The sequence below is a fragment of the Rathayibacter sp. VKM Ac-2805 genome (assembly GCF_009834265.1).
Taxonomy (GTDB): domain Bacteria; phylum Actinomycetota; class Actinomycetes; order Actinomycetales; family Microbacteriaceae; genus Rathayibacter.
Window position 1 is genome coordinate 211100 of sequence record NZ_CP047185.1, and the last position, 20189, is coordinate 231288.

Here is a 20189-nt window from a genome sequence, read left to right on the forward strand (position 1 = left end):
CCATGAAGACCTCGCAGCACTCGCCGGCCATCAGCGTCGAGGGTCTCCGCATGCGCTACGGCGCCAAGGACGTCCTCGCGGGCGTGACGCTCGACGTCGAGCGGGGCCAGCGCATCGCCGTGCTCGGCCCCAACGGCGCGGGCAAGAGCACCATGATCGAGATCCTCGAGGGATTCCGGCGCCCGTCGGCCGGACGCGTCCGCGTCCTGGACGCCGACCCTCTGGACGCGCCCTCGGTCTGGCGCTCCCGGATCGGGATCGTCCTCCAGGCGTGGCGCGATCACGGGACCTGGCGGGTCCGCGAGCTCCTCGAGCTCGTGGCCGCGTCTCACGACGCCGCCCGTCCGGGCGTCGCGCTGCCCGTCGGCGAGATGCTGCGCTCCGTGGGGCTCGAGGACCTCGCGGACCGGCGCCTCGCGACACTCTCCGGGGGCCAGCGGCGTCGCGTCGACGTGGCCGCCGCGCTGATCGGGCGCCCGGAGCTGGTCTTCCTCGACGAGCCGACCACCGGGTTCGATCCCGAGATCCGCGCCGCCTTCCACGAGCTCATCCGTGCTCTGACGCCGGAGACGACCGTCCTCTGGGCGACGCACGACCTCCACGAGGCCGAGGCGATGTGCGACCGGATCGTCATCCTCGCCCGAGGCTCCGTCGAGGCCGACGGCTCCCCGGAGGAGCTCCGCGACCGCTTCGCCTCCGGGACCACCGTCCGCTGGCGCGCCGACGGCGGCCTGCACACCGAGCACGTCGGTGATCCGGCTCCGGTGCTCGCCCGGCTGTCGGCGCAGGGCGTCGACCTCTCCGGACTCGAGGTCCGTCGCGCCTCCCTCGAGGACGCCTACCTCGCGATCGTCGCCGGCTCGGAGGCCGTCGACGCCGCGCCCGAGCTCGCATCCACCGAGAAGGAGACCCGCCCGTGAGCACCGCCACCACGACCACGTCCGCCGCGCCTCGGAGCAGTCGCGCCCGCGCGGCCCGGGGCATCGCCCGTGTCGCCGCCGTCCAGGCCAGGATCGAGCTCCGCCGCCGGTTCCTCCGCTGGACCGCCGTCTCCTTCCTGGTGCCTCCCGTCGTCCTGTTCCTCGTCTTCCGCTTCCTCGATCTGGACCTGTTCGGAGGCGCGGACGGCGTGCGCTCCGTGCTGGCCGGCTTCGCCGCCGCGTCGATGTTCGTCGGCGGCATGGTCGGCATCGCGAGCGAGCTGGTGACGGAGCAGGAGGACGGATCGGTCCTGCGGGCCAAGACCCTCCCGTTCGGGATGGCCTCCTACCTCTCGGGCAAGCTGATCGCGCTGAGCGTCACGAACCTCGTCGCGCTCGTCCTCATCCTGATCAGCTCCGACCTCGTCATCGGAGGCGTCCTGCCCCGCGACCCGGTGGGATGGATCGGAGTGGCGGGACTCGCGGTGCTCACCCTCGCCTGCACCGTCCCGCTCGGGGCGACCCTCGGCAGCCTCGTGTCCTCGCCCTTCGCGGTCCTGCCCCTCTCGCTGGTCGCCTACGGCCTGATGCTGGTCTCGGGCGTCTTCTTCCCGGTCGAGCTCCTCCCCGAGTGGCTCCGCGCCGTCGTCTCGGTCTTCCCCGTCTACTGGCTGGGCGAGCTCGCCCGCGCGGTCCTCCTGCCCGGGTTCGTGCTCGAGGGCGGGCGGCTCGTCCTGGCGGTCGTCGTCCCGCTCGCCTGGGGAGTCCTCGGGATGATCCTGGCACCGCGCGCCCTGGGCGCGATGGCCCGCCGCCAGTCGGGTCGGCGCCTCGAGACGATCCAGGAGCGACGCGCTCAGCGCGGGTACTGACCCACGGGTCAGGCTCCGCGGTGCAGGTCGGTGATCAGCAGAGCGAGGGCGACGCGGCCGGAGATCTCGAGCTTGGCATAGGAGTTCGACAGGTGGGTCTTCACCGTCGACTCCGAGAGGTGAAGGGCCTGCGCGATCTCGCCGTTCGAGCGGCCGTCCGCGACCAGGCGGACGACGTCGCGCTCCCGATCGCTCAGCACGGCCAGGGTCTGCTCGATCCGCTCGGCGGCCCCGCGGTCCTCCGCCGGGTCGTCGAGCGTGAGCGCGAGTGCGCCGCGGCCGGCCAGCCGACGGGGCACGAGGACGCTCCCGGTCGCGACCGCCCTGATCGCGTTGACGACCGCGGTGGCCCCCGAATCGCGGAGGACGTAGCCGCTGGCGCCGGCGGCGAGCACGCGCGCCGCGAGCGCGTCGTCGTCGAGTGCCGAGAGGACGAGCACCGCGCAGGCCTCGTTCCCGGCGAGTCCCCGCACCGCGGGCTCGCCGCTCGGCTCGTCGATCGAGACGACGACCACGTCGGCGTCGCACACGTCCGCTCGCCCGTCGCCGTGATCGAGGAGCTCGAGGTCCTCCTCGGCGGCGATCAGGCGCTGCAGACCGGCGACCACGATCTCGTCGCCGACGAGGCTCACCCGGATCGTGTCTCGTCGGATCTCTGCCACCCCCCGGAAGCGTCTCGGGCGGAGGGACCCCCGACCGGCTGCCACCCTAGCCAAGGGGCCCACCGCGAACCTGAGAGAATCAAGACACTCCTGCGCACCACCACCCAGGCACGTCCTAGTCCTCCGGGACGAGGCCGCCGGCTCAGAACGGCACGTCCGTCCCATGGCGGTCCGCGGACCCGCGGGCGAAGATGAGGACGCGTGCGGTCTTCCGCGTCGCGCACCTCACGACGAGAGAAGGGAACTCACCATGGCATCTCCCCTCAGCGGTCTCCTCGGAGACCACGCCGACCCGACCGAGGAGCTCGTCTCCCTCTTCGGAGACGGGGCATCGACCACCCCCGCGGCCGTCGCGTCAGCGGTCGACTGGGGTCGTGGCGTCCTCGCCGAGCGCGGGATCGAGCCCAGGAAGCAGGTGGCCGCCATTCACGCCTTCCGTCAGGCGGAGCCCCGCCTGTCCCTCAAGCCCGCGACGTACCTGGCGAAGCTCGTCGCGGCCTGAGCCGGGCGGCCGCGCAGGCCGCTCGAGACGAACGAGACCCCCGGCCGCTGGAGCCGGGGGTCTTGCTCGTCGTGCCCCGGGAGGACCCGGGCCGGATACGTCAGGCGGAGGCGAGCAGCGAGCGCAGCGCGGACGTGAAGAAGGTCAGTCCGTCGACTCCGGAGCGCATCGCGGCGGCCGTGTCGGGCCCGAAGCCCTCCTCGACAGCGTGCTCCGGGTGCGGCATGAGGCCCACCACGTTGCCGCGGCGGTTGCTGATGCCGGCGATGTCGTTCATCGAGCCGTTCGGGTTGTGGCCGAGGTAGCGGACGACGACGCGTCCCTCCGCCTCGAGCTCCAGCAGCGTCTCGGCCGAGGCGATGTAGCCGCCCTCGCCGTTCTTCAGCGGGATGGTGATCTCCTGGCCGGGCTCGAAGCCGTTCGTCCAGGCGGTCTCGGTGCTCGCGACGAGCAGGCGCTGGTCGCGGCAGACGAAGGAGCCGATGTCGTTCGCGATCAGGCCGCCGGGCAGCAGGTGCGCCTCGGTGAGCATCTGGAAGCCGTTGCAGATGCCGAGGACCGGGGTCCCGGCGTTCGCGGCGTCGACGACCTCGCGCATGATGGGCGAGTGCGAGGCGATGGCGCCGCAGCGCAGGTAGTCGCCGTAGGAGAACCCGCCGGGCAGGACGATCGCGTCGACCCCGTCGAGATCGTGGTCGCCGTGCCAGAGCGCGACCGGCTCGGCACCCGCGAACCGGACGGCGCGCTGGGCGTCGCGGTCGTCGAGCGAGCCGGGGAAGGTGATGACGCCGATCCTCATCGGGCGGCCTCCGCCGGGTAGTGGATCCCGACGACGTCCTCGATCACCGAGTTCGAGAGCATCTCGTCGGCGATGCGCTGCACCGAGGCGCGCACCTCGTCGGTCACCTCGTCGACGGTGATCTCGAAGCGCTTGCCCACCCGCACGCCGTGGAGGGCGGAGTGGCCCAGTCGCGCGAGCGCGCCGGCGACGGCCTTCCCCTGCGGGTCGAGCAGCTCGGCCTTGGGCATGACTTCAACGACGATCGTGGGCACCGTGTTCTCCGGAGTCTCGGGGGAGTGCGGTCTTCCGCGCGACCATCGTACCCGCGGGGGTCCCCGCGGTCGGCGGCGCTCAGGAGGTCGTGACGCGGATCGCGTTCGCCCAGGGGTCCTCGAAGGCGAGGGTGCGGCCGTCGTCGCGGGTGGCGACTCCGGAGCGGGCCAGCCGCTCGCCGAGCGCGCCGAGGTCGTCGGCGCCGGGCACCACGATCTCGACCTGTCCGAGGCCGAGGGCCTGCTGCCGGCGTCCGGCGCCCGCCGAGTTCCAGGTGTTCATCGCCATGTGGTGGTGGTAGCCGCCCGCCGAGACGAAGAGCGCCTGCCCGCCGTACGCGATCGTCGTCTCGAAGCCGAGCCGGTCGACGTAGAACTCCTTCGCGGTGGCGACGTCGCCCACGCTCAGGTGCACGTGGCCGACGGAGGCGCCGCCGAGGCGCGGCTGCGCGATCGACTCCTCGGTGAGGTGCTCCTGCAGGAACGCGTTCGGGTCGAGGAAGAGCGTGCTCATCTCGATCCGCCCGTGCGTCCACGACCACTGCGTGCGGTCGCGGTCCCAGTAGAGCTCGACGCCGTTGTGCTCGGGGTCGTCGAAGTAGAAGGCCTTGCTGACCAGGTGGTCGGAGCTGCCGGTGAAGGAGCCGGGGTGCCGGGTCGCGACGCTGTACACGGCCGCGGCGAGCGCCGCCTCCGATTCGAAGAGGATCGCCGTGTGGAAGAGGCCGGCGCTGCGCGGCGAGGCGTGCACCAGCTCGGGCGCGTGCTGGAGGATCACGGCCGGCACTCCGCCGCGGCCGAGCACCGCGACCGGTCCGTCGTGCGAGAGCAGCTCGAGCGTCACGGCGTCGCGGTAGTAGGCGATCATCCCGTCGAGGTCGGCGACGCGGAGGGTCACCGCGCCCATCGCGGTGTCGGGAGCGAGCAGGTCGGGGGAGGAGGTGGTCACGGCGGAGACGCTACCCGCTTTTGGTTGACGCTACAACCATTCGGAGGGGCGAGCGCTCATAGGAACCGCATAAGCAGCGTCCAGGCGGCGCCGGGAGGCCGGGCGTGGAATGGGAACCGGTCGCCGTCAGGGGCGGCCCCGGCACGAGGACGACACCATGAACGAGCGACACGAATCCGACGAGCGAGAGCTCACCGACCAGCCCGCCATCACCGAGGCGACGGGCGCCGACGAGGTGCGCACGCTGCGCGCGGACGACCGTCGTCGTCGTCGTCGGGCGCTGATCGCCGGCGGCCTCGGCCTCGCCGTGCTGATCGGAGTGACAGCAGGCGGAGTCGCCACCGCCGGCCGCACCGAGGCGGCCTCCTCCGCCTCGGCCGGCGCCGCCACGATCGTCTACCCCGGCGGCTCGCGGGGATCCTTCGGCGGCGGGTACGTGATCGTCCCCTCCTGGGGCGGATCGACGCAGGGCGGCTCGACGCAGGGCGGCTCCTCCGCCTCCGAGCCGGCCACCGGCGCGACCGACGCCGTGGCCGCGAGCACCGCGCAGACCGCCGGCGTCGTCACGATCACCTCCGAGCTCACCTACCAGGGCGCCCGCTCGGCCGGCACCGGCATGATCCTCACCTCCGACGGCATGATCCTCACCAACAACCACGTCGTCGAGGGCGCCACCGCGATCTCGGTCACGGTGGAGTCGACGGGCCGCAGCTACACCGCCCGCGTCGTCGGCACCGACGCGACGAACGACGTCGCCGTCCTGCAGCTGGAGGACGCCTCCGGCCTCACCCCCGCCTCGCTCGACACGGACGGGGTCGCTGTGGGCGACACCGTGACCGCCGTCGGCAACGCGGGAGGGACGGGCGACCTGGTCGCCGCCACCGGCACGGTCACGGGTCTCGATCAGCAGATCACCACCCGCTCCGAGTCGGGGATCTCCGCCGAGACGCTGACCGGGCTGATCCAGACCGACGCCGATATCGTCTCCGGCGACTCCGGCGGCCCGCTCGTCGACTCCGCCGGCCGCGTCGTGGGGATGGACACCGCCGCCTCCAGCGGGACGGCCGACATCACCGGCTTCGCGATCCCGATCTCGAAGGCCCTGGACATCGTCACCACCATCGAGGCGGGCGCCGACACGGCCACCGTCGAGATCGGCTATCCGGCCTTCCTCGGCGTCTCCCTCTCCTCCGGCACCGCGTCGCCGACCTCGCGCGCGCTCGCGACCACCGCGTCCGGCGCCGTGATCGGCGGAGTCGTCGAGGGCGGGCCGGCCGCGCAGGCGGGCCTCGAGGCGGGGGACGTCGTCACCGCGGTCGACGGGGTCGCCGTCGCCTCGGCCGACCAGCTGTCCGCCTCGCTCGCGCAGCGCGAGCCCGGGGAGTCGGTGACGATCTCGTGGACCGACTCCGCGGGCGCCGCCCGCTCCGCCCAGGTCGTGCTGGTCGAGGGTCCGGTCGCCTGATCGGAGCCTCCGCGTGGCCGCCGGAGCGTTCCCGGCCGTTCACCCGGACGAGCGCGCCACGCCGCCCGTTGTTTTGATCCGCTCAAGACAACTCGGGTAGTGTCCTCGGCATGACGACAGTGGACGAGCGGCTCCGAGCCTCCGGGCTCAAGGTCACCGCCACCCGGCGCGCGGTGCTCCTCGCTCTCGAGGAGCACCCGCACTCCGGGGTCGACGCGGTCCTGGCCCGAGTGCGCGAGGGCCTCCCCGAGGCCTCGGCGCAGGCCGTCTACGGAGTGCTCTCGGCGTTCACCGACGCCGGGATCGTCCGCCGCATCGAGCCGGAGGGCCACCCCCGCCGGTTCGAGCTGCGGGTCGGCGACAACCACCACCACGTGGTGTGCCGGCGCTGCGGGGCCGTGGCCGACGTCGACTGCGTCGTCGGGGAGGCGCCGTGCCTGCATCCGCAGACCGCGAGCGACTTCGCCGTGGACACCGCCGACGTCACGTTCTGGGGCACCTGCCCCGACTGCCTGGCCCTGGCCCTGGCCCACTGACCGACATCCGCTACACCGCAGCGGCGGGCTCCGTGCCCCTCGCCGACAGGAGGAACATGACCGAGGAACGATTCACCACCACGAACTCCGGAGCACCGGTCGCGAGCGACGACCACTCGCTGAGCGTCGGAGCCGACGGACCCCTCGCGCTCCACGACCACTACCTCGTCGAGAAGCTGGCCCAGTTCAACCGCGAGCGCATCCCGGAGCGGGTCGTCCACGCCAAGGGCGGCGGAGCCTTCGGACGCTTCACCACCACCGCCGACGTCAGCGCCTACACGCGTGCCGCGCTCTTCCAGCCCGGAGTCGAGACCGAGATGCTCGCGCGGTTCTCCACGGTCGCCGGCGAGCAGGGCTCGCCCGACACCTGGCGCGACCCCCGCGGCTTCGCGCTGAAGTTCTACACGAGCGAGGGCAACTACGACCTCGTCGGCAACAACACCCCCGTCTTCTTCATCCGCGACGGCATCAAGTTCCCCGACTTCATCCGCTCGCAGAAGCGCCTGCCCGGCAGCCACTTGCGCGACCACGACATGCAGTGGGACTTCTGGACCCTCTCGCCCGAGTCGGCCCACCAGGTCACGTGGCTCATGGGCGACCGCGGCCTCCCCTCCTCGTGGCGGCACATGGACGGCTTCGGCTCGCACACCTACCAGTGGATCAACGCCGCCGGCGAGCGCTTCTGGGTCAAGTACCACTTCAAGACCGATCAGGGGGTCGAGATCCTGAGCCAGGAGCAGGCCGACCAGATCGCCGGTGAGGACGCGGACTTCCACATCCGCGACCTGTCCTCCGCCATCGACCGCGGCGACTTCCCCTCGTGGACGCTGTCCGTGCAGGTCATGCCGTACGAGGACGCGAAGAGCTACCGGTTCAACCCGTTCGACCTCACCAAGGTCTGGCCCCACGCGGACTACCCGCTGATCCAGGTCGGCACCATGACGCTCGACAGGAACCCCGAGAACTACTTCGCGCAGATCGAGCAGGCGGCGTTCGCCCCCTCGAACTTCGTGCCCGGGATCGCGGCAAGCCCCGACAAGATGCTCCTCGCGCGCATCTTCAGCTACGCCGACGCGCACCGCTACCGCGTGGGGACCAACCACGCGCAGCTGCCGGTGAACGCGCCGAAGTCGCCGGTGCACTCGTACTCGAAGGACGGCCCCATGCGGTTCGACTTCCAGAAGTCCGAGGTGCCCGTCTACGCGCCGAACACGATGGGCGGCGCCCACGCCGATCCCGCCCGGGCGGCGGAGTCGGCCGGCTGGGAGACCGACGGCGAGCTGACGCGCGCCGCGGCGACCCTCCACCCGGAGGACGACGACTTCGGTCAGGCGGGGACGCTCTACCGCGAGGTCCTCGACGACGACGCGCGCGCCCGCCTGGTCGCGAACATCGCCGGCCACGTGTCGAAGGTCACCCGTCCGGAGCTGCGGCAGCGCGTGCTCCAGTACTGGGCGAACGTCGACTCGTCGCTCTCGCAGCGCGTCGCCGAGGCGCTCGAGCCCTCGGCTCCCGGTGCGGACGTCTCCCCCGAGGCGGTCGGCATCGGGGCGTAGTCCCGGCATCCCCTCGAGGAGCGCGCGGTACCGGAGCGATCCGGGTCGCGCGCTCCTCGTCGTTTCCGGGGAGGGTCCTTCCACTCGGTGGAGTCGGATCCCGCGCGCGCGGGTGCCCGCCTCGGTCCGATGCAGCCGGCTCGGACCCCGGATCCGCCCGCGGAACCGGGCGCCGACGGGGAGGACCCCTGATCCCGACACGCCCGGGATGTGCGATTTCGGCCCGTCGTTTGACAGCACCGCGATCGCTGCGTAACTTATTCCGAGTCGCCACAAAGGCCGCAGGGAAACGGAAAGAGCAGCAGCTCCTACGTCCCGGCCTCAATCGGGACCATCCACTCGGCAAGACAGCTTTTCGGAGCAGGTCTGCCGCACGGATGTAAAGCCTTCGCAGGATTCCTCGGATCCAGCAACTTCGCCGCCCGGCGCAGGACTCAGGTCCTGAACCGAGCAACGTCGGAGCGCCTACGAGCGTGACGACATCGCGAAGAAGCCGGATTTGACACGGCCTGCGGATGTGCTAAGTTATACAAGTTGCCACGGCGACAGGGAGAAAGAAACTTCTCCTAGTCTACCGAGAAGACGCGTATGACGCAAGCAACATTATCTTCGATCACTTCCGTTGTGAAGCACCGTTCTGGTGTGGAGGCGGGATGTGTCCGATTCTTGAGAACTCAACAGCGTGCACTATGTTCAATGCCAATTTTATACCCCGGCCTTGATCTTCGGATCGGGTTGGGATTCCTTTGGAAATTGATGTCAGCTTCCGGCTTTCGGGTCGGAGAGATGTCTTATTTGCTAGAGGTCAAACTTGACTCTCCTTCTCTTCGGGGTTGGGGGTCGTAATTTTTTTACGGAGAGTTTGATCCTGGCTCAGGACGAACGCTGGCGGCGTGCTTAACACATGCAAGTCGAACGATGAAGCCCAGCTTGCTGGGTGGATTAGTGGCGAACGGGTGAGTAACACGTGAGTAACCTGCCCTTGACTCTGGGATAAGCGCTGGAAACGGCGTCTAATACCGGATACGACCTGCCCTGGCATCGGGTGCGGGTGGAAAGTTTTTCGGTCAAGGATGGACTCGCGGCCTATCAGCTAGTTGGTGAGGTAATGGCTCACCAAGGCGACGACGGGTAGCCGGCCTGAGAGGGTGACCGGCCACACTGGGACTGAGACACGGCCCAGACTCCTACGGGAGGCAGCAGTGGGGAATATTGCACAATGGGCGAAAGCCTGATGCAGCAACGCCGCGTGGGGGATGACGGCCTTCGGGTTGTAAACCTCTTTTAGTAGGGAAGAAGGGCTTCGGCTTGACGGTACCTGCAGAAAAAGCACCGGCTAACTACGTGCCAGCAGCCGCGGTAATACGTAGGGTGCAAGCGTTGTCCGGAATTATTGGGCGTAAAGAGCTCGTAGGCGGTTTGTCGCGTCTGCTGTGAAAACCCGAGGCTCAACCTCGGGCCTGCAGTGGGTACGGGCAGACTAGAGTGCGGTAGGGGAGAATGGAATTCCTGGTGTAGCGGTGGAATGCGCAGATATCAGGAGGAACACCGATGGCGAAGGCAGTTCTCTGGGCCGTTACTGACGCTGAGGAGCGAAAGCGTGGGGAGCGAACAGGATTAGATACCCTGGTAGTCCACGCCGTAAACGTTGGGAACTAGATGTGGGGACCTTTCCACGGTCTCCGTGTCGCAGCTAACGCATTAAGTTCCCCGCCTGGGGAGTACGGCCGCAAGGCTAAAACTCAAAGGAATTGACGGGGGCCCGCACAAGCGGCGGAGCATGCGGATTAATTCGATGCAACGCGAAGAACCTTACCAAGGCTTGACATATACCGGAAACTTCCAGAAATGGTTGCCCCGCAAGGTCGGTATACAGGTGGTGCATGGTTGTCGTCAGCTCGTGTCGTGAGATGTTGGGTTAAGTCCCGCAACGAGCGCAACCCTCGTTCTATGTTGCCAGCACGTCATGGTGGGAACTCATAGGAGACTGCCGGGGTCAACTCGGAGGAAGGTGGGGATGACGTCAAATCATCATGCCCCTTATGTCTTGGGCTTCACGCATGCTACAATGGCCGGTACAAAGGGCTGCGATACCGTAAGGTGGAGCGAATCCCAAAAAGCCGGTCTCAGTTCGGATTGAGGTCTGCAACTCGACCTCATGAAGTCGGAGTCGCTAGTAATCGCAGATCAGCAACGCTGCGGTGAATACGTTCCCGGGCCTTGTACACACCGCCCGTCAAGTCATGAAAGTCGGTAACACCCGAAGCCAGTGGCCTAACCGCAAGGAGGGAGCTGTCGAAGGTGGGATCGGTGATTAGGACTAAGTCGTAACAAGGTAGCCGTACCGGAAGGTGCGGCTGGATCACCTCCTTTCTAAGGAGCATCTGGACACCGCAGGGTGTTCCAGGCGCCAGATCAAAGCGAATGTCTTTGCTGGTAGCTCATGGGTGGAACATTGAACTAGGTGCTCGGTGAGATCGTCTCGCGTCAGTACAGCCTTCGGGTTGGGAACGCGTCGGGGCGGTGGAGTCGGGTACATGCACGCTGTTGGGTCCTGAGGGACCGGGCCGGCTGCCTTCGGGTAGCGGGGTCGACTCTCCGGATCCTTTTCTCACGCCTGGGTGTGTGGGAGAGGGATACCGCCCGTATTTTGAGAACTACACAGTGGACGCGAGCATCTTAGATTCACGGCTTCGGTCGTGGATCGACAAGATTCGCATGGCGCGGCTTTCGGGCTGCGGTCATGCAAATCATTGGATCTGCAACTTTTCGAGTTGTAGTTTCTTAACTCATGTGATTAGCAAGTTCATAAGAGCAAACGGTGAATGCCTTGGCATCTGGAGCCGAAGAAGGACGTCGTAATCTGCGATAAGCCTCGGGGAGCTGATAAACGAGCTGTGATCCGAGGATTTCCGAATGGGGAAACCCCGCCAGGCCCCTTGTGGTGACCTGGTGACTCCCGCCTGAATATATAGGGCGGGTAGAGGGAACGTGGGGAAGTGAAACATCTCAGTACCCACAGGAAGAGAAAACAACAGTGATTCCGTCAGTAGTGGCGAGCGAACGCGGAAGAGGCTAAACCGAGTCATGTGTGATACCCGGCAGGGGTTGCATGGCCGGGGTTGTGGGACTTTTCATTCCGGTCTGCCGGCCGGTGAACGTTACAGCGCATCATAGACGAACAGGTTTGAACGCCTGGCCAGAGCGGGTGCGAGCCCCGTAGTCGAAATGGTGTTATGGCGTGAAGAGTATCCCAAGTAGCACGGGGCCCGAGAAATCCCGTGTGAATCTGTCAGGACCACCTGATAAGCCTAAATACTCCCAGATGACCGATAGCGGACAAGTACCGTGAGGGAAAGGTGAAAAGTACCCCGGGAGGGGAGTGAAATAGTACCTGAAACCGTTTGCTTACAAACCGTCGGAGCCTCCTTGTAGGGGTGACGGCGTGCCTTTTGAAGAATGAGCCTGCGAGTTAGTGCTCTGTGGCGAGGTTAACCCGTGTGGGGCAGCCGTAGCGAAAGCGAGTCCGAATAGGGCGATTCAGTCGCAGGGTCTAGACCCGAAGCGAAGTGATCTATCCATGGCCAGGTTGAAGCGACGGTAAGACGTCGTGGAGGACCGAACCCACTTCAGTTGAAAATGGAGGGGATGAGCTGTGGATAGGGGTGAAAGGCCAATCAAACTTCGTGATAGCTGGTTCTCTCCGAAATGCATTTAGGTGCAGCGTTGCGTGTTTCTTGCCGGAGGTAGAGCTACTGGATGGCCGATGGGGCCCAAAAGCTTACTGACGTCAGCCAAACTCCGAATGCCGGTAAGTGAGAGCGCAGCAGTGAGACTGTGGGGGATAAGCTTCATAGTCGAGAGGGAAACAACCCAGACCACCAACTAAGGTCCCTAAGCGCGTGCTAAGTGGGAAAGGATGTGGAGTTGCACAGACAACCAGGAGGTTGGCTTAGAAGCAGCCACCCTTGAAAGAGTGCGTAATAGCTCACTGGTCAAGTGATTCCGCGCCGACAATGTAACGGGGCTCAAGCACGCCACCGAAGTTGTGGCATTGACATTAGTGGTAGGCCTTCGTGGTCCAGCCGTGTTGATGGGTAGGAGAGCGTCGTGTGGCGAGTGAAGCGGCGGTGTGAACCAGCCGTGGATGCCACACGAGTGAGAATGCAGGCATGAGTAGCGAAAGACGGGTGAGAAACCCGTCCTCCGGAAGACCAAGGGTTCCAGGGTCAAGCTAATCTTCCCTGGGTAAGTCGGGACCTAAGGCGAGGCCGACAGGCGTAGTCGATGGACAACGGGTTGATATTCCCGTACCGGCGAAGAACCGCCCAAGACAATCCAGTAGTGCTAAGTATCTGAATCCCTTTGATGGATCCCTTCGGGGTGAAGCGTTGGGCCTAGCGTACGACCCCGTGCTGGTGCGTTTAGCGTATTAACAGGTGTGACGCAGGAAGGTAGCCGAGCCGGGCGATGGTTGTCCCGGTCTAAGGATGTAGGGCGAACGATAGGCAAATCCGTCGTTCATATAGCCTGAGATCTGATGGGTAGACGCAAGTCGAAATCGGTGATCCTATGCTGCCAAGAAAAGCATCGACGCGAGGTTCTAGCTGCCCGTACCCCAAACCGACTCAGGTGGTCAGGTAGAGAATACTAAGGAGATCGAGAGAATCGTGGTTAAGGAACTCGGCAAAATGCCCCCGTAACTTCGGGAGAAGGGGGGCCTGAGGCGTGAACGGACTTGCTCCGGGAGCGTTCGATGGCCGCAGAGACCAGTGGGAAGCGACTGTTTACTAAAAACACAGGTCCGTGCTAAGTCGCAAGACGATGTATACGGACTGACGCCTGCCCGGTGCTGGAAGGTTAAGAGGAACGGTTAGCCGCAAGGCGAAGCTGAGAATTTAAGCCCCAGTAAACGGCGGTGGTAACTATAACCATCCTAAGGTAGCGAAATTCCTTGTCGGGTAAGTTCCGACCTGCACGAATGGCGTAACGACTTCCCAGCTGTCTCAACCGCGAACTCGGCGAAATTGCATTACGAGTAAAGATGCTCGTTACGCGCAGCAGGACGGAAAGACCCCGTGACCTTTACTATAGTTTGGTATTGGTGTTCGGTGTGGCTTGTGTAGGATAGGTGGGAGACTGTGAAGCGGGCACGCTAGTGTTCGTGGAGTCATTGTTGAAATACCACTCTGGTCACTCTGGATATCTAACTTCGGACCCTAATCGGGTTCAGGGACAGTGCCTGATGGGTAGTTTAACTGGGGCGGTTGCCTCCCAAAGAGTAACGGAGGCGCCCAAAGGTTCCCTCAACCTGGTTGGCAATCAGGTGGCGAGTGTAAGTGCACAAGGGAGCTTGACTGTGAGACTGACAAGTCGAGCAGGGACGAAAGTCGGGACTAGTGATCCGGCAGTGGCTTGTGGAAGCGCTGTCGCTCAACGGATAAAAGGTACCTCGGGGATAACAGGCTGATCTTGCCCAAGAGTCCATATCGACGGCATGGTTTGGCACCTCGATGTCGGCTCGTCGCATCCTGGGGCTGGAGTAGGTCCCAAGGGTTGGGCTGTTCGCCCATTAAAGCGGTACGCGAGCTGGGTTTAGAACGTCGTGAGACAGTTCGGTCCCTATCCGCTGCGCGCGCAGGAAATTTGAGAAGATCTATCCCTAGTACGAGAGGACCGGGATGGACGAACCTCTGGTGTGTCAGTTGTTCCGCCAGGAGCACCGCTGATTAGCTACGTTCGGAACGGATAACCGCTGAAAGCATCTAAGCGGGAAGCCGGCTTCGAGATGAGATTTCCATCCCTTCGGGGGAGAGGCTCCCAGCCAGACGACTGGGTTGATAGGCCGGATGTGGAAGACAGGACTAAAGACTGTCGGAGCTGACCGGTACTAATAAGCCGATAACTTGATAATCACTACACTCATACCGTTGTAAAGGCTGGTAGGAGTGGTCAGAGATTGCTTGCGTCCACTTTGTGGTTCCCAGAAGACGGGCACCCCGCATCCTCCTTCGGGAGGAGCGGAACAATTGAATACACGCACGGCGTGTAACCCAGATTTGACCATGTGCCCTCGGGTGCGTGTGTCGCCAGGGTTACGGCGGCCATAGCGAGAGGGAAACGCCCGGTCACATTCCGAACCCGGAAGCTAAGACTCTCAGCGCCGATGGTACTGCAGGGGGGACCCTGTGGGAGAGTAGGACACCGCCGGACACCATTCACGATGGCCACCCAGAAATGGGTGGCCATCGCTGTTTAACCACCACCTCGGATCCCCGCTGCTCACTGGAGCGCGGTGCGGGTTAGGGTGGTGCGACGGTTACGGCCGTCCTCCCCGCCCTCGGGCGGGTCAACTCCACAGAGCATCACCGACAGGCGAGGAACGCATGGACGACTCAGGATCCGACCGCAACGACCGGGACTCCGGACGTCGTGACGAGCGGCCGCCTCGCGCCGGCGGCCCCGGCCGCTCCTCGAACGATCGCGGCGGCTCGGGCGATGCCCGCCCCCGCCGCGACGGTGATGCTCGTCCTCCCTATCGTGGCGGTGGCGACTCCCGTCCGCAGCGTGATGGTGACTCGCGTCCTCCGTACCGCGGTGGTGGCGATTCCCGTCCGCAGCGCGACGGGGACTCTCGTCCTCCGTACCGTGGTGGTGGGGACTCCCGTCCGCAGCGTGATGGTGACTCGCGTCCGCAGCGTGACGGGGACTCCCGTCCTCCTTACCGTGGCGGTGGGGATTCGCGTCCGCAGCGTGATGGTGACTCGCGTCCTCCTTACCGTGGTGGTGGGGACTCCCGTCCGCAGCGCGACGGGGACTCCCGTCCTCCTTACCGTGGCGGTGGGGATTCGCGTCCGCAGCGAGACGGCGACTCTCGTCCTCCTTACCGTGGTGGTGGGGATTCCCGTCCGCAGCGCGATGGGGACTCCCGTCCTCCTTATCGCGGTGGTGGAGACTCGCGTCCGCAGCGCGATGGCGACTCCCGTCCTCCTTATCGCGGTGGTGGGGACTCGCGTCCGCAGCGCGATGGCGACTCGCGTCCTCCTTATCGCGGTGGTGGAGACTCTCGTCCGCAGCGTGACGGGGACTCTCGTCCTCCTTACCGCGGGGGTGGGGATTCCCGTCCTCAGCGCGACGGGGACTCCCGTCCTCCTTACCGTGGCGGTGGGGACTCCCGTCCGCAGCGGGACGGTGACTCGCGTCCTCCCTATCGCGGTGGCGACTCGCGTCCGCAGCGGGACGGTGACTCGCGTCCTCCCTATCGCGGTGGCGACTCGCGTCCCCAGCGTGACGGGGACTCCTGGCCTCCTTACCGTGGAGGTGGGGACTCGCGTCCGCAGCGGGATGGAGACTCCCGCCCTTCCTACCGTGGTGGTGGCGACTCTCGTCCGCAGCGGGATGGGGACTCGCGTCCTCCGTTCCGCGGTGGATCGCGCGACGGCGGAAGCCGGCCGTGGTCGGACGATCGTCGGGGCGGCGGAGACCGCCAGGGCGGCGGACGCGGACGCGAGGGCTTCGGCGGCGGACGCGGCGGCCCCCGCGAGGAGCCGGAGCTCACCGAGGAGGAGCGCGAGCGGCGCTCCCTCCAGTCGGTGCGTCCGCGCCACGACGACCCGGACCTTCCGGACGACGTGCAGGCCAAGGACCTCGACAAGGTCGCCCGCAACGAGCTGCGCACGCTCTCGAAGGACAACGCCGAATGGGTCGCCCGTCACCTGGTGATGGCCGGCCGCCTCCTCGAGGAGGACCCCGAGCTGGCGCACCGCCACGTGCTCTCGGCGGCCCGCCGCGCGGGACGTATCGCCGTGGTCCGCGAGTCGCTGGCCATCTCGGCGTACGCGACGGGCGACTTCGCCCTGGCGCTGCGCGAGCTGCGCACCTTCCGCAGGATCTCCGGCTCGGACGAGCAGGTGCCGCTGATGGTCGACTCCGAGCGCGGCGTCGGCCGACCCGACAAGGCGCTCGAGCTGGGACGGTCGATCGACCGCACCACGCTGAGCCCCGGCGCGCAGGTGTCGCTGGCGATCGCCATGTCCGGCGCCCGCCTCGACCTCGGGCAGGCGGAGCTCGCTCTCATGGAGCTCGAGATCCCGCAGCTGGACCCGGACCGCGCGTTCTCGTACAGCCCGGATCTCTTCGCCGCCTACTCGCTCGTCCTCGAGGAGGTCGGCCGCTCCGAGGAGGCGGCCGAGTGGCAGCGTCGGGCCGACATCGCGGCGCAGGCCGTCTTCGCGGCCGAGGGCGGCGGTGACGACGAGACGATCGAGGTGATCGAGGAGGAGCACGAGTCGGCCGACGCAGCGTCTGCTCCCGATCGCGCCGAGGAAAGGACCGCGGTCGACGACGCGGACGACTACCTGGACGACGAGGACGGCCCGACCGCCGTCGACGACGCGGACGAGGACGAGGTCCACCGGACTGTGTCCGAGGAGATCGACGACGACGACGCGGACGCGGACGACGCCGATGCGACCGCTGACGCCGAGGCCGACCTCGTCGACACGGACGAGCCGACCTTCGCGGACGAGTCCCTCGAGTCCGACGATCTCGCCGAGACGGACGCGGACGAGGCTCTCGACTCGGCCGAGCCGACCGCCGACGAGTCGGTCGAACCCGCCGACACCACCGAGGAGGACGCCGATGTTCCGCAGCAGCAGGACTGAGCCCACTCCGCTCGACGGCCGCGACTCCGTCCTGGCCGACCTCGACGGGGTCGTCTACAAGGGCGCCGACGCGATCCCCTTCGCGGTGGAGAGCCTCAACCGCGCGGCCGAGACGCTGCGGGTCGGCTACATCACCAACAACGCCTCCCGCACGGACGCCTCCGTCGCCGGGCACCTCTCCGAGCTGGGGCTGAGCGTCCGGCCCGAGGACGTCGTCACCTCCCCCCAGGCGGCGGTCGTGCTGCTCGCCGACCTGGTGCCGGCCGGCTCGACGATCCTCGTCGTCGGGGCGGAGGGCCTCACCTCCGAGGTCGAGCGCGCCGGGTTCACCGTGACGCGCAGCGCGGAGGACTCGCCGGCGGCGGTCATCCAGGGCTTCGCGCCCACGGTCGGCTGGGAGCAGCTGGCCGAGGCCTCGTTCGCGCTCCACACGGGGATCCCGTGGGTCGCGACGAACACCGACTGGACGATCCCCGTCGCGCGCGGCATCGCCCCGGGCAACGGGACCCTCGTCTCGGCCGTGCACACCGCAGTCGGTCGGCTCCCGGTCGTCGCGGGCAAGCCCGAGCGGGCCATCTTCGACGCGGCGACCGCGCGCTTCGGCTCGACGAACCCGCTGTTCCTCGGCGACCGGCTCGACACCGACATCGCCGGCGCGAACGGCGCAGACATGGAGAGCGCCCACGTGCTCACCGGGATCGACCGGGCCAAGCAGCTCCTCGCCGCGGAGCCCAAGCTCCGGCCGACGTACATCCTCGGCGACCTGCGCGAGCTGCACCTGCCCTACCCGGCGACGACGGTCTCGCGGAACGGCACGCACGCCGTCCGCGGCGCCAAGGTCCGCCTCGACGGCGACTCCGTGGTGATCGTGGACGCCGGCGACGACGCGACCGATCTGCTCCGGGCCGCCTGCTCGGTGATCTGGTCGTCCGGCCGCGCGATCTACGGCCTCGACGTGCCGGAGTCGCTCTACAGCTGAGCCTGCTCGGCGGGCTCCCGGCGTCCCTCGCGGCGCAGGAGTCCGTCGAGCCGGCCGGCCAGACCGACTGCGACGATCGCGATCAGCGCGGCGTACGAGAAGGTCGCGGCGAAGACCCCGGTCCCGGCCCCGATCAGGCCGGTGACCGCCGCCGCGAGGAGGCCCGTCAGCGCGAGGGAGACCGAGGCGCCGGTCGAGTCGGCGATCTGCAGGGCCGAGCTGTTGAAGCCCTCCCGGCCCGGAGCGGAGAGCGCGAGCGTCATCGTCCCCATCCGCGGGAACATCGTGCCCATGCCGCCGCCGGCCAGGAACCAGCCCACGCCCGCGACGATCGGGCTGAGGGCGAGCACCGTGACGAGCAGCACGACTCCGATGCCGGCGAGCACGAGCGACGTGCCGAGCCGCATCGCTCCGCCGTGGCTGAGGCGGGTACCCGGGCGTCCCTGGATGTTCGAGCCGAGAGCCCAGGAGACGGCGCCCGCGGTGAGCATGGCGCCCGAGAGCCAGGGCGGCAGGCCGTACTGCTCCGAGAGCAGCAGCGGCAGGTAGACCTCGGTGCCGAAGAACGCCGCGGCGACGAGGGCGCGGAGGAGGATCACCGACGGCAGGACGCCCCGGGCGCGCAGCGTGCCCGCGGGCAGGAGCGCGCGAACCGCCACGACCACGACCACCACGGCGGCCGCGGCCAGGAGCCCGGCGAGGTCGGGCGCGAGCTCGGCGCTCGTGCTCAGCACGACGACTCCGGCCGAGACGACCACGGCGCGGGCGATGCGGCCCACTGCCCGGCGATCGAAGGGGAGGCGCTCGCGCGGCTCGAGCGAGCGGAGCGTCGGCGCGATCGCGGCGCTCGCGAGGGCCACCAGGGCGACGACTCCGAAGAAGACCCAGTGCCAGCTCGCGAGCTCGGCGACGACTCCGGCCACCAGCGGCCCCACCAGCGACGGCACGACCCAGGCCGCGGCGAAGGCGCCGAAGATCCTCGGATGCAGCTCGCTCGGGTAGACCCGCGCGACGAGCACGTAGAGGGTGACGGTGATCCCTCCGCTGCCCAGCCCCTGCAGCAGGCGGGCCGCCACGAAGACCGGCATCGACTGCGCGGCGCCCGCGGCGACGAGGCCCAGGGTGAAGAGCAGGATCGCGACCACGAGCGACGGCGTCGGGCCGCGGCGGTCGGCGGAGGAGCCGGCCGCGACCATCCCGACCACGGCGGCGGCGAGCGTCGCCGCGAAGGCCAGGGGGTAGAGGGCGCGACCGTCGAGGTCGGCGCTGACGATCGGCATGATCGTCGTCACGGCGAGCGACTCGAACGCGCAGAGGAAGACGAGGCTCGTCGTTCCGATGGTCGTCAGGAGGAGGGGAGCCGAGGTGATGCCGCGGCGATCACGAGAACGCACCTGCTCAACAGTACGCCGAGCGCAGAGCCGGTCAGCGGTAGACGGCCCAGTCGTCCTTCGCGAGCACCGTCGGGGTGCCCTCGATCTCGACCAGCCAGCCGCGGTCGTCGCGCTCGAGGTAGCGCCCCTGCACGATCTCGGGAGCCCAGCCGCCGTCGCGGGAGGAGATCCAGCGGACGAAGCGGACGGTGCCTCCGCGCCGGAACAGTGTGCCGTTGTGGTCGCTCATGCGGGGATCTTCTTCACGGAGAGGTCGTCGGGCGACGAGGTTTCGGGGAGGAGGTGGAGGCCGAGGCGGCCGTTCGAGGCGTTCGAGAGCTCGCGCAGCCAGTGCGGGTTCAGCTCGATCGCGGCGGTGCCGTCGTACTCGTAGCGGGTGGGGATGCCGGGGTGGAGCCACAGTTCGGACCGGCGGCCCTCGGCGTCCTCGATCGTCAGGAGGAAGCCCTCGCCGCGGCGGAACCGCGAGGTGATCACGGTCTGGAGGTGAGCCAGGGCGCGGTCCTCGAAGGAGTGCGAGCTGGCGGGTGCGCCGTAGAGCAGTCGTCCCATCGCGCGCACCTCCTCACCGTCGGCGGCGCACGGAAGGCGTGCCGCACCGTCGACACTAGGTATTGCTAAGTCGGTTGACTAACAGT

At 67.4% G+C, this 20189-nt stretch carries 16 protein-coding genes and 3 rRNA genes; 11 read left to right on the plus strand and 8 right to left on the minus strand.

Annotation, left to right across the window (positions count from 1 at the left end):
* Positions 1 to 2 precede the first annotated feature (2 nt).
* Both GSU40_RS00990 and GSU40_RS00995 read left to right on the plus strand, forming a co-directional pair.
* Positions 3 to 920: an ABC transporter ATP-binding protein gene (locus GSU40_RS00990; RefSeq protein ID WP_104282682.1), complete on the plus strand. Its 918-nt coding sequence runs from the start codon at positions 3 to 5 to the stop codon at positions 918 to 920.
* Positions 917 to 1792: an ABC transporter permease gene (locus tag GSU40_RS00995; protein ID WP_160033153.1), complete on the plus strand. Its 876-nt coding sequence runs from the start codon at positions 917 to 919 to the stop codon at positions 1790 to 1792. The genes GSU40_RS00990 and GSU40_RS00995 overlap by 4 nt, the downstream gene beginning before the upstream one ends.
* A gap of 8 nt (positions 1793 to 1800) precedes the next feature.
* On the opposite strand, the gene GSU40_RS01000 is transcribed toward GSU40_RS00995, so the two are convergent.
* On the minus strand, positions 1801 to 2454 hold the full coding sequence (locus tag GSU40_RS01000) for a DNA-binding response regulator (protein ID WP_160033155.1): 654 nt from the start codon (positions 2452 to 2454) through the stop codon (positions 1801 to 1803).
* 250 nt (positions 2455 to 2704) lie between these two features.
* On the opposite strand from GSU40_RS01000, the gene GSU40_RS01005 reads away from it, so the two are divergent.
* Positions 2705 to 2956: a hypothetical protein gene (locus tag GSU40_RS01005; RefSeq protein WP_104282679.1), complete on the plus strand. Its 252-nt coding sequence runs from the start codon at positions 2705 to 2707 to the stop codon at positions 2954 to 2956.
* 100 nt (positions 2957 to 3056) lie between these two features.
* On the opposite strand, the gene purQ is transcribed toward GSU40_RS01005, so the two are convergent.
* The 3 genes from purQ to GSU40_RS01020 form a co-directional block, all read right to left on the minus strand.
* Positions 3057 to 3755: a phosphoribosylformylglycinamidine synthase subunit PurQ gene (gene purQ / locus GSU40_RS01010; RefSeq protein ID WP_104277579.1), complete on the minus strand. Its 699-nt coding sequence runs from the start codon at positions 3753 to 3755 to the stop codon at positions 3057 to 3059.
* A complete protein-coding gene (gene purS, locus GSU40_RS01015; protein ID WP_104222736.1) occupies positions 3752 to 4009 on the minus strand; it encodes a phosphoribosylformylglycinamidine synthase subunit PurS in 258 nt (85 codons plus the stop codon). Before purS ends, purQ begins: the two co-directional genes overlap by 4 nt.
* A 79-nt stretch (positions 4010 to 4088) precedes the next feature.
* Entirely contained in the window at positions 4089 to 4916 is an 828-nt protein-coding gene (locus tag GSU40_RS01020) for a VOC family protein (protein WP_104239376.1), read from the minus strand.
* A gap of 199 nt (positions 4917 to 5115) precedes the next feature.
* Between GSU40_RS01020 and GSU40_RS01025 the strand changes: the two genes are divergently transcribed.
* The 6 genes from GSU40_RS01025 (at position 5116) to rrf (ending at position 14728) form a co-directional block, all read left to right on the plus strand.
* A complete protein-coding gene (locus tag GSU40_RS01025) occupies positions 5116 to 6423 on the plus strand; it encodes a trypsin-like peptidase domain-containing protein (RefSeq protein WP_160033157.1) in 1308 nt (435 codons plus the stop codon).
* 110 nt (positions 6424 to 6533) lie between these two features.
* Entirely contained in the window at positions 6534 to 6959 is a 426-nt protein-coding gene (locus GSU40_RS01030; protein WP_160033159.1) for a Fur family transcriptional regulator, read from the plus strand.
* A 56-nt stretch (positions 6960 to 7015) separates the two neighbouring features.
* Positions 7016 to 8515 carry a catalase gene (locus GSU40_RS01035; RefSeq protein WP_104222734.1) on the plus strand — a complete coding sequence of 500 codons (1500 nt, stop codon included), beginning with the start codon at positions 7016 to 7018 and terminating at the stop codon, positions 8513 to 8515.
* Positions 8516 to 9365: 850 nt separating this feature from the next.
* Positions 9366 to 10888, plus strand: a 16S ribosomal RNA gene (locus GSU40_RS01040).
* A 425-nt stretch (positions 10889 to 11313) separates the two neighbouring features.
* A 23S ribosomal RNA gene (locus tag GSU40_RS01045) occupies positions 11314 to 14429 on the plus strand.
* Positions 14430 to 14611: 182 nt separating this feature from the next.
* Positions 14612 to 14728: ribosomal RNA gene (gene rrf / locus GSU40_RS01050) — 5S ribosomal RNA — on the plus strand.
* The 16S, 23S and 5S rRNA genes sit together here, the layout of an rRNA operon.
* A gap of 182 nt (positions 14729 to 14910) precedes the next feature.
* On the opposite strand, the gene GSU40_RS01055 is transcribed toward rrf, so the two are convergent.
* Positions 14911 to 16122 carry a hypothetical protein gene (locus GSU40_RS01055; protein WP_160033161.1) on the minus strand — a complete coding sequence of 404 codons (1212 nt, stop codon included), beginning with the start codon at positions 16120 to 16122 and terminating at the stop codon, positions 14911 to 14913.
* Here GSU40_RS01055 and GSU40_RS01060 point away from each other — a divergent pair.
* Both GSU40_RS01060 and GSU40_RS01065 read left to right on the plus strand, forming a co-directional pair.
* A complete protein-coding gene (locus tag GSU40_RS01060; RefSeq protein ID WP_244229543.1) occupies positions 16108 to 17178 on the plus strand; it encodes a hypothetical protein in 1071 nt (356 codons plus the stop codon). The two genes, GSU40_RS01055 and GSU40_RS01060, sit on opposite strands and share 15 nt — an antisense overlap.
* Positions 17156 to 18157 carry an HAD-IIA family hydrolase gene (locus tag GSU40_RS01065; RefSeq protein WP_104226795.1) on the plus strand — a complete coding sequence of 334 codons (1002 nt, stop codon included), beginning with the start codon at positions 17156 to 17158 and terminating at the stop codon, positions 18155 to 18157. The genes GSU40_RS01060 and GSU40_RS01065 overlap by 23 nt, the downstream gene beginning before the upstream one ends.
* Here the strand turns inward: GSU40_RS01065 and GSU40_RS01070 are convergent.
* The 3 genes from GSU40_RS01070 to GSU40_RS01080 are packed head-to-tail and all read right to left on the minus strand — an operon-like array spanning position 18148 to position 20103.
* A complete protein-coding gene (locus tag GSU40_RS01070) occupies positions 18148 to 19551 on the minus strand; it encodes an MFS transporter (protein WP_104335879.1) in 1404 nt (467 codons plus the stop codon). The two genes, GSU40_RS01065 and GSU40_RS01070, sit on opposite strands and share 10 nt — an antisense overlap.
* Before the next feature lie 31 nt (positions 19552 to 19582).
* Positions 19583 to 19780, minus strand: a complete 198-nt coding sequence (locus GSU40_RS01075; protein WP_068256013.1) for a hypothetical protein — start codon at positions 19778 to 19780, stop codon at positions 19583 to 19585.
* The gene (locus tag GSU40_RS01080) at positions 19777 to 20103 is read right to left on the minus strand and encodes a hypothetical protein (RefSeq protein WP_104223794.1); all 327 of its coding nucleotides are present in this window, start codon (positions 20101 to 20103) and stop codon (positions 19777 to 19779) included. The genes GSU40_RS01075 and GSU40_RS01080 overlap by 4 nt, the downstream gene beginning before the upstream one ends.
* Positions 20104 to 20189: the final 86 nt, after the last annotated feature.

Excerpts from the sequence above, each read along its gene's own strand:
- GSU40_RS00990 (WP_104282682.1), top strand. The coding sequence starts at position 3 with ATGAAGACCTCGCAGCACTCGCCGGCCATCAGCGTCGAGGGTCTCCGC.
- GSU40_RS01005 (WP_104282679.1), top strand. The coding sequence starts at position 2,705 with ATGGCATCTCCCCTCAGCGGTCTCCTCGGAGACCACGCCGACCCGACC.
- purQ (WP_104277579.1), bottom strand. The coding sequence starts at position 3,755 with ATGAGGATCGGCGTCATCACCTTCCCCGGCTCGCTCGACGACCGCGAC.
- GSU40_RS01020 (WP_104239376.1), bottom strand. The coding sequence starts at position 4,916 with ATGGGCGCGGTGACCCTCCGCGTCGCCGACCTCGACGGGATGATCGCC.
- GSU40_RS01025 (WP_160033157.1), top strand. The coding sequence starts at position 5,116 with ATGAACGAGCGACACGAATCCGACGAGCGAGAGCTCACCGACCAGCCC.
- GSU40_RS01030 (WP_160033159.1), top strand. The coding sequence starts at position 6,534 with ATGACGACAGTGGACGAGCGGCTCCGAGCCTCCGGGCTCAAGGTCACC.
- GSU40_RS01035 (WP_104222734.1), top strand. The coding sequence starts at position 7,016 with ATGACCGAGGAACGATTCACCACCACGAACTCCGGAGCACCGGTCGCG.
- GSU40_RS01065 (WP_104226795.1), top strand. The coding sequence starts at position 17,156 with ATGTTCCGCAGCAGCAGGACTGAGCCCACTCCGCTCGACGGCCGCGAC.
- GSU40_RS01075 (WP_068256013.1), bottom strand. The coding sequence starts at position 19,780 with ATGAGCGACCACAACGGCACACTGTTCCGGCGCGGAGGCACCGTCCGC.
- GSU40_RS01080 (WP_104223794.1), bottom strand. The coding sequence starts at position 20,103 with ATGGGACGACTGCTCTACGGCGCACCCGCCAGCTCGCACTCCTTCGAG.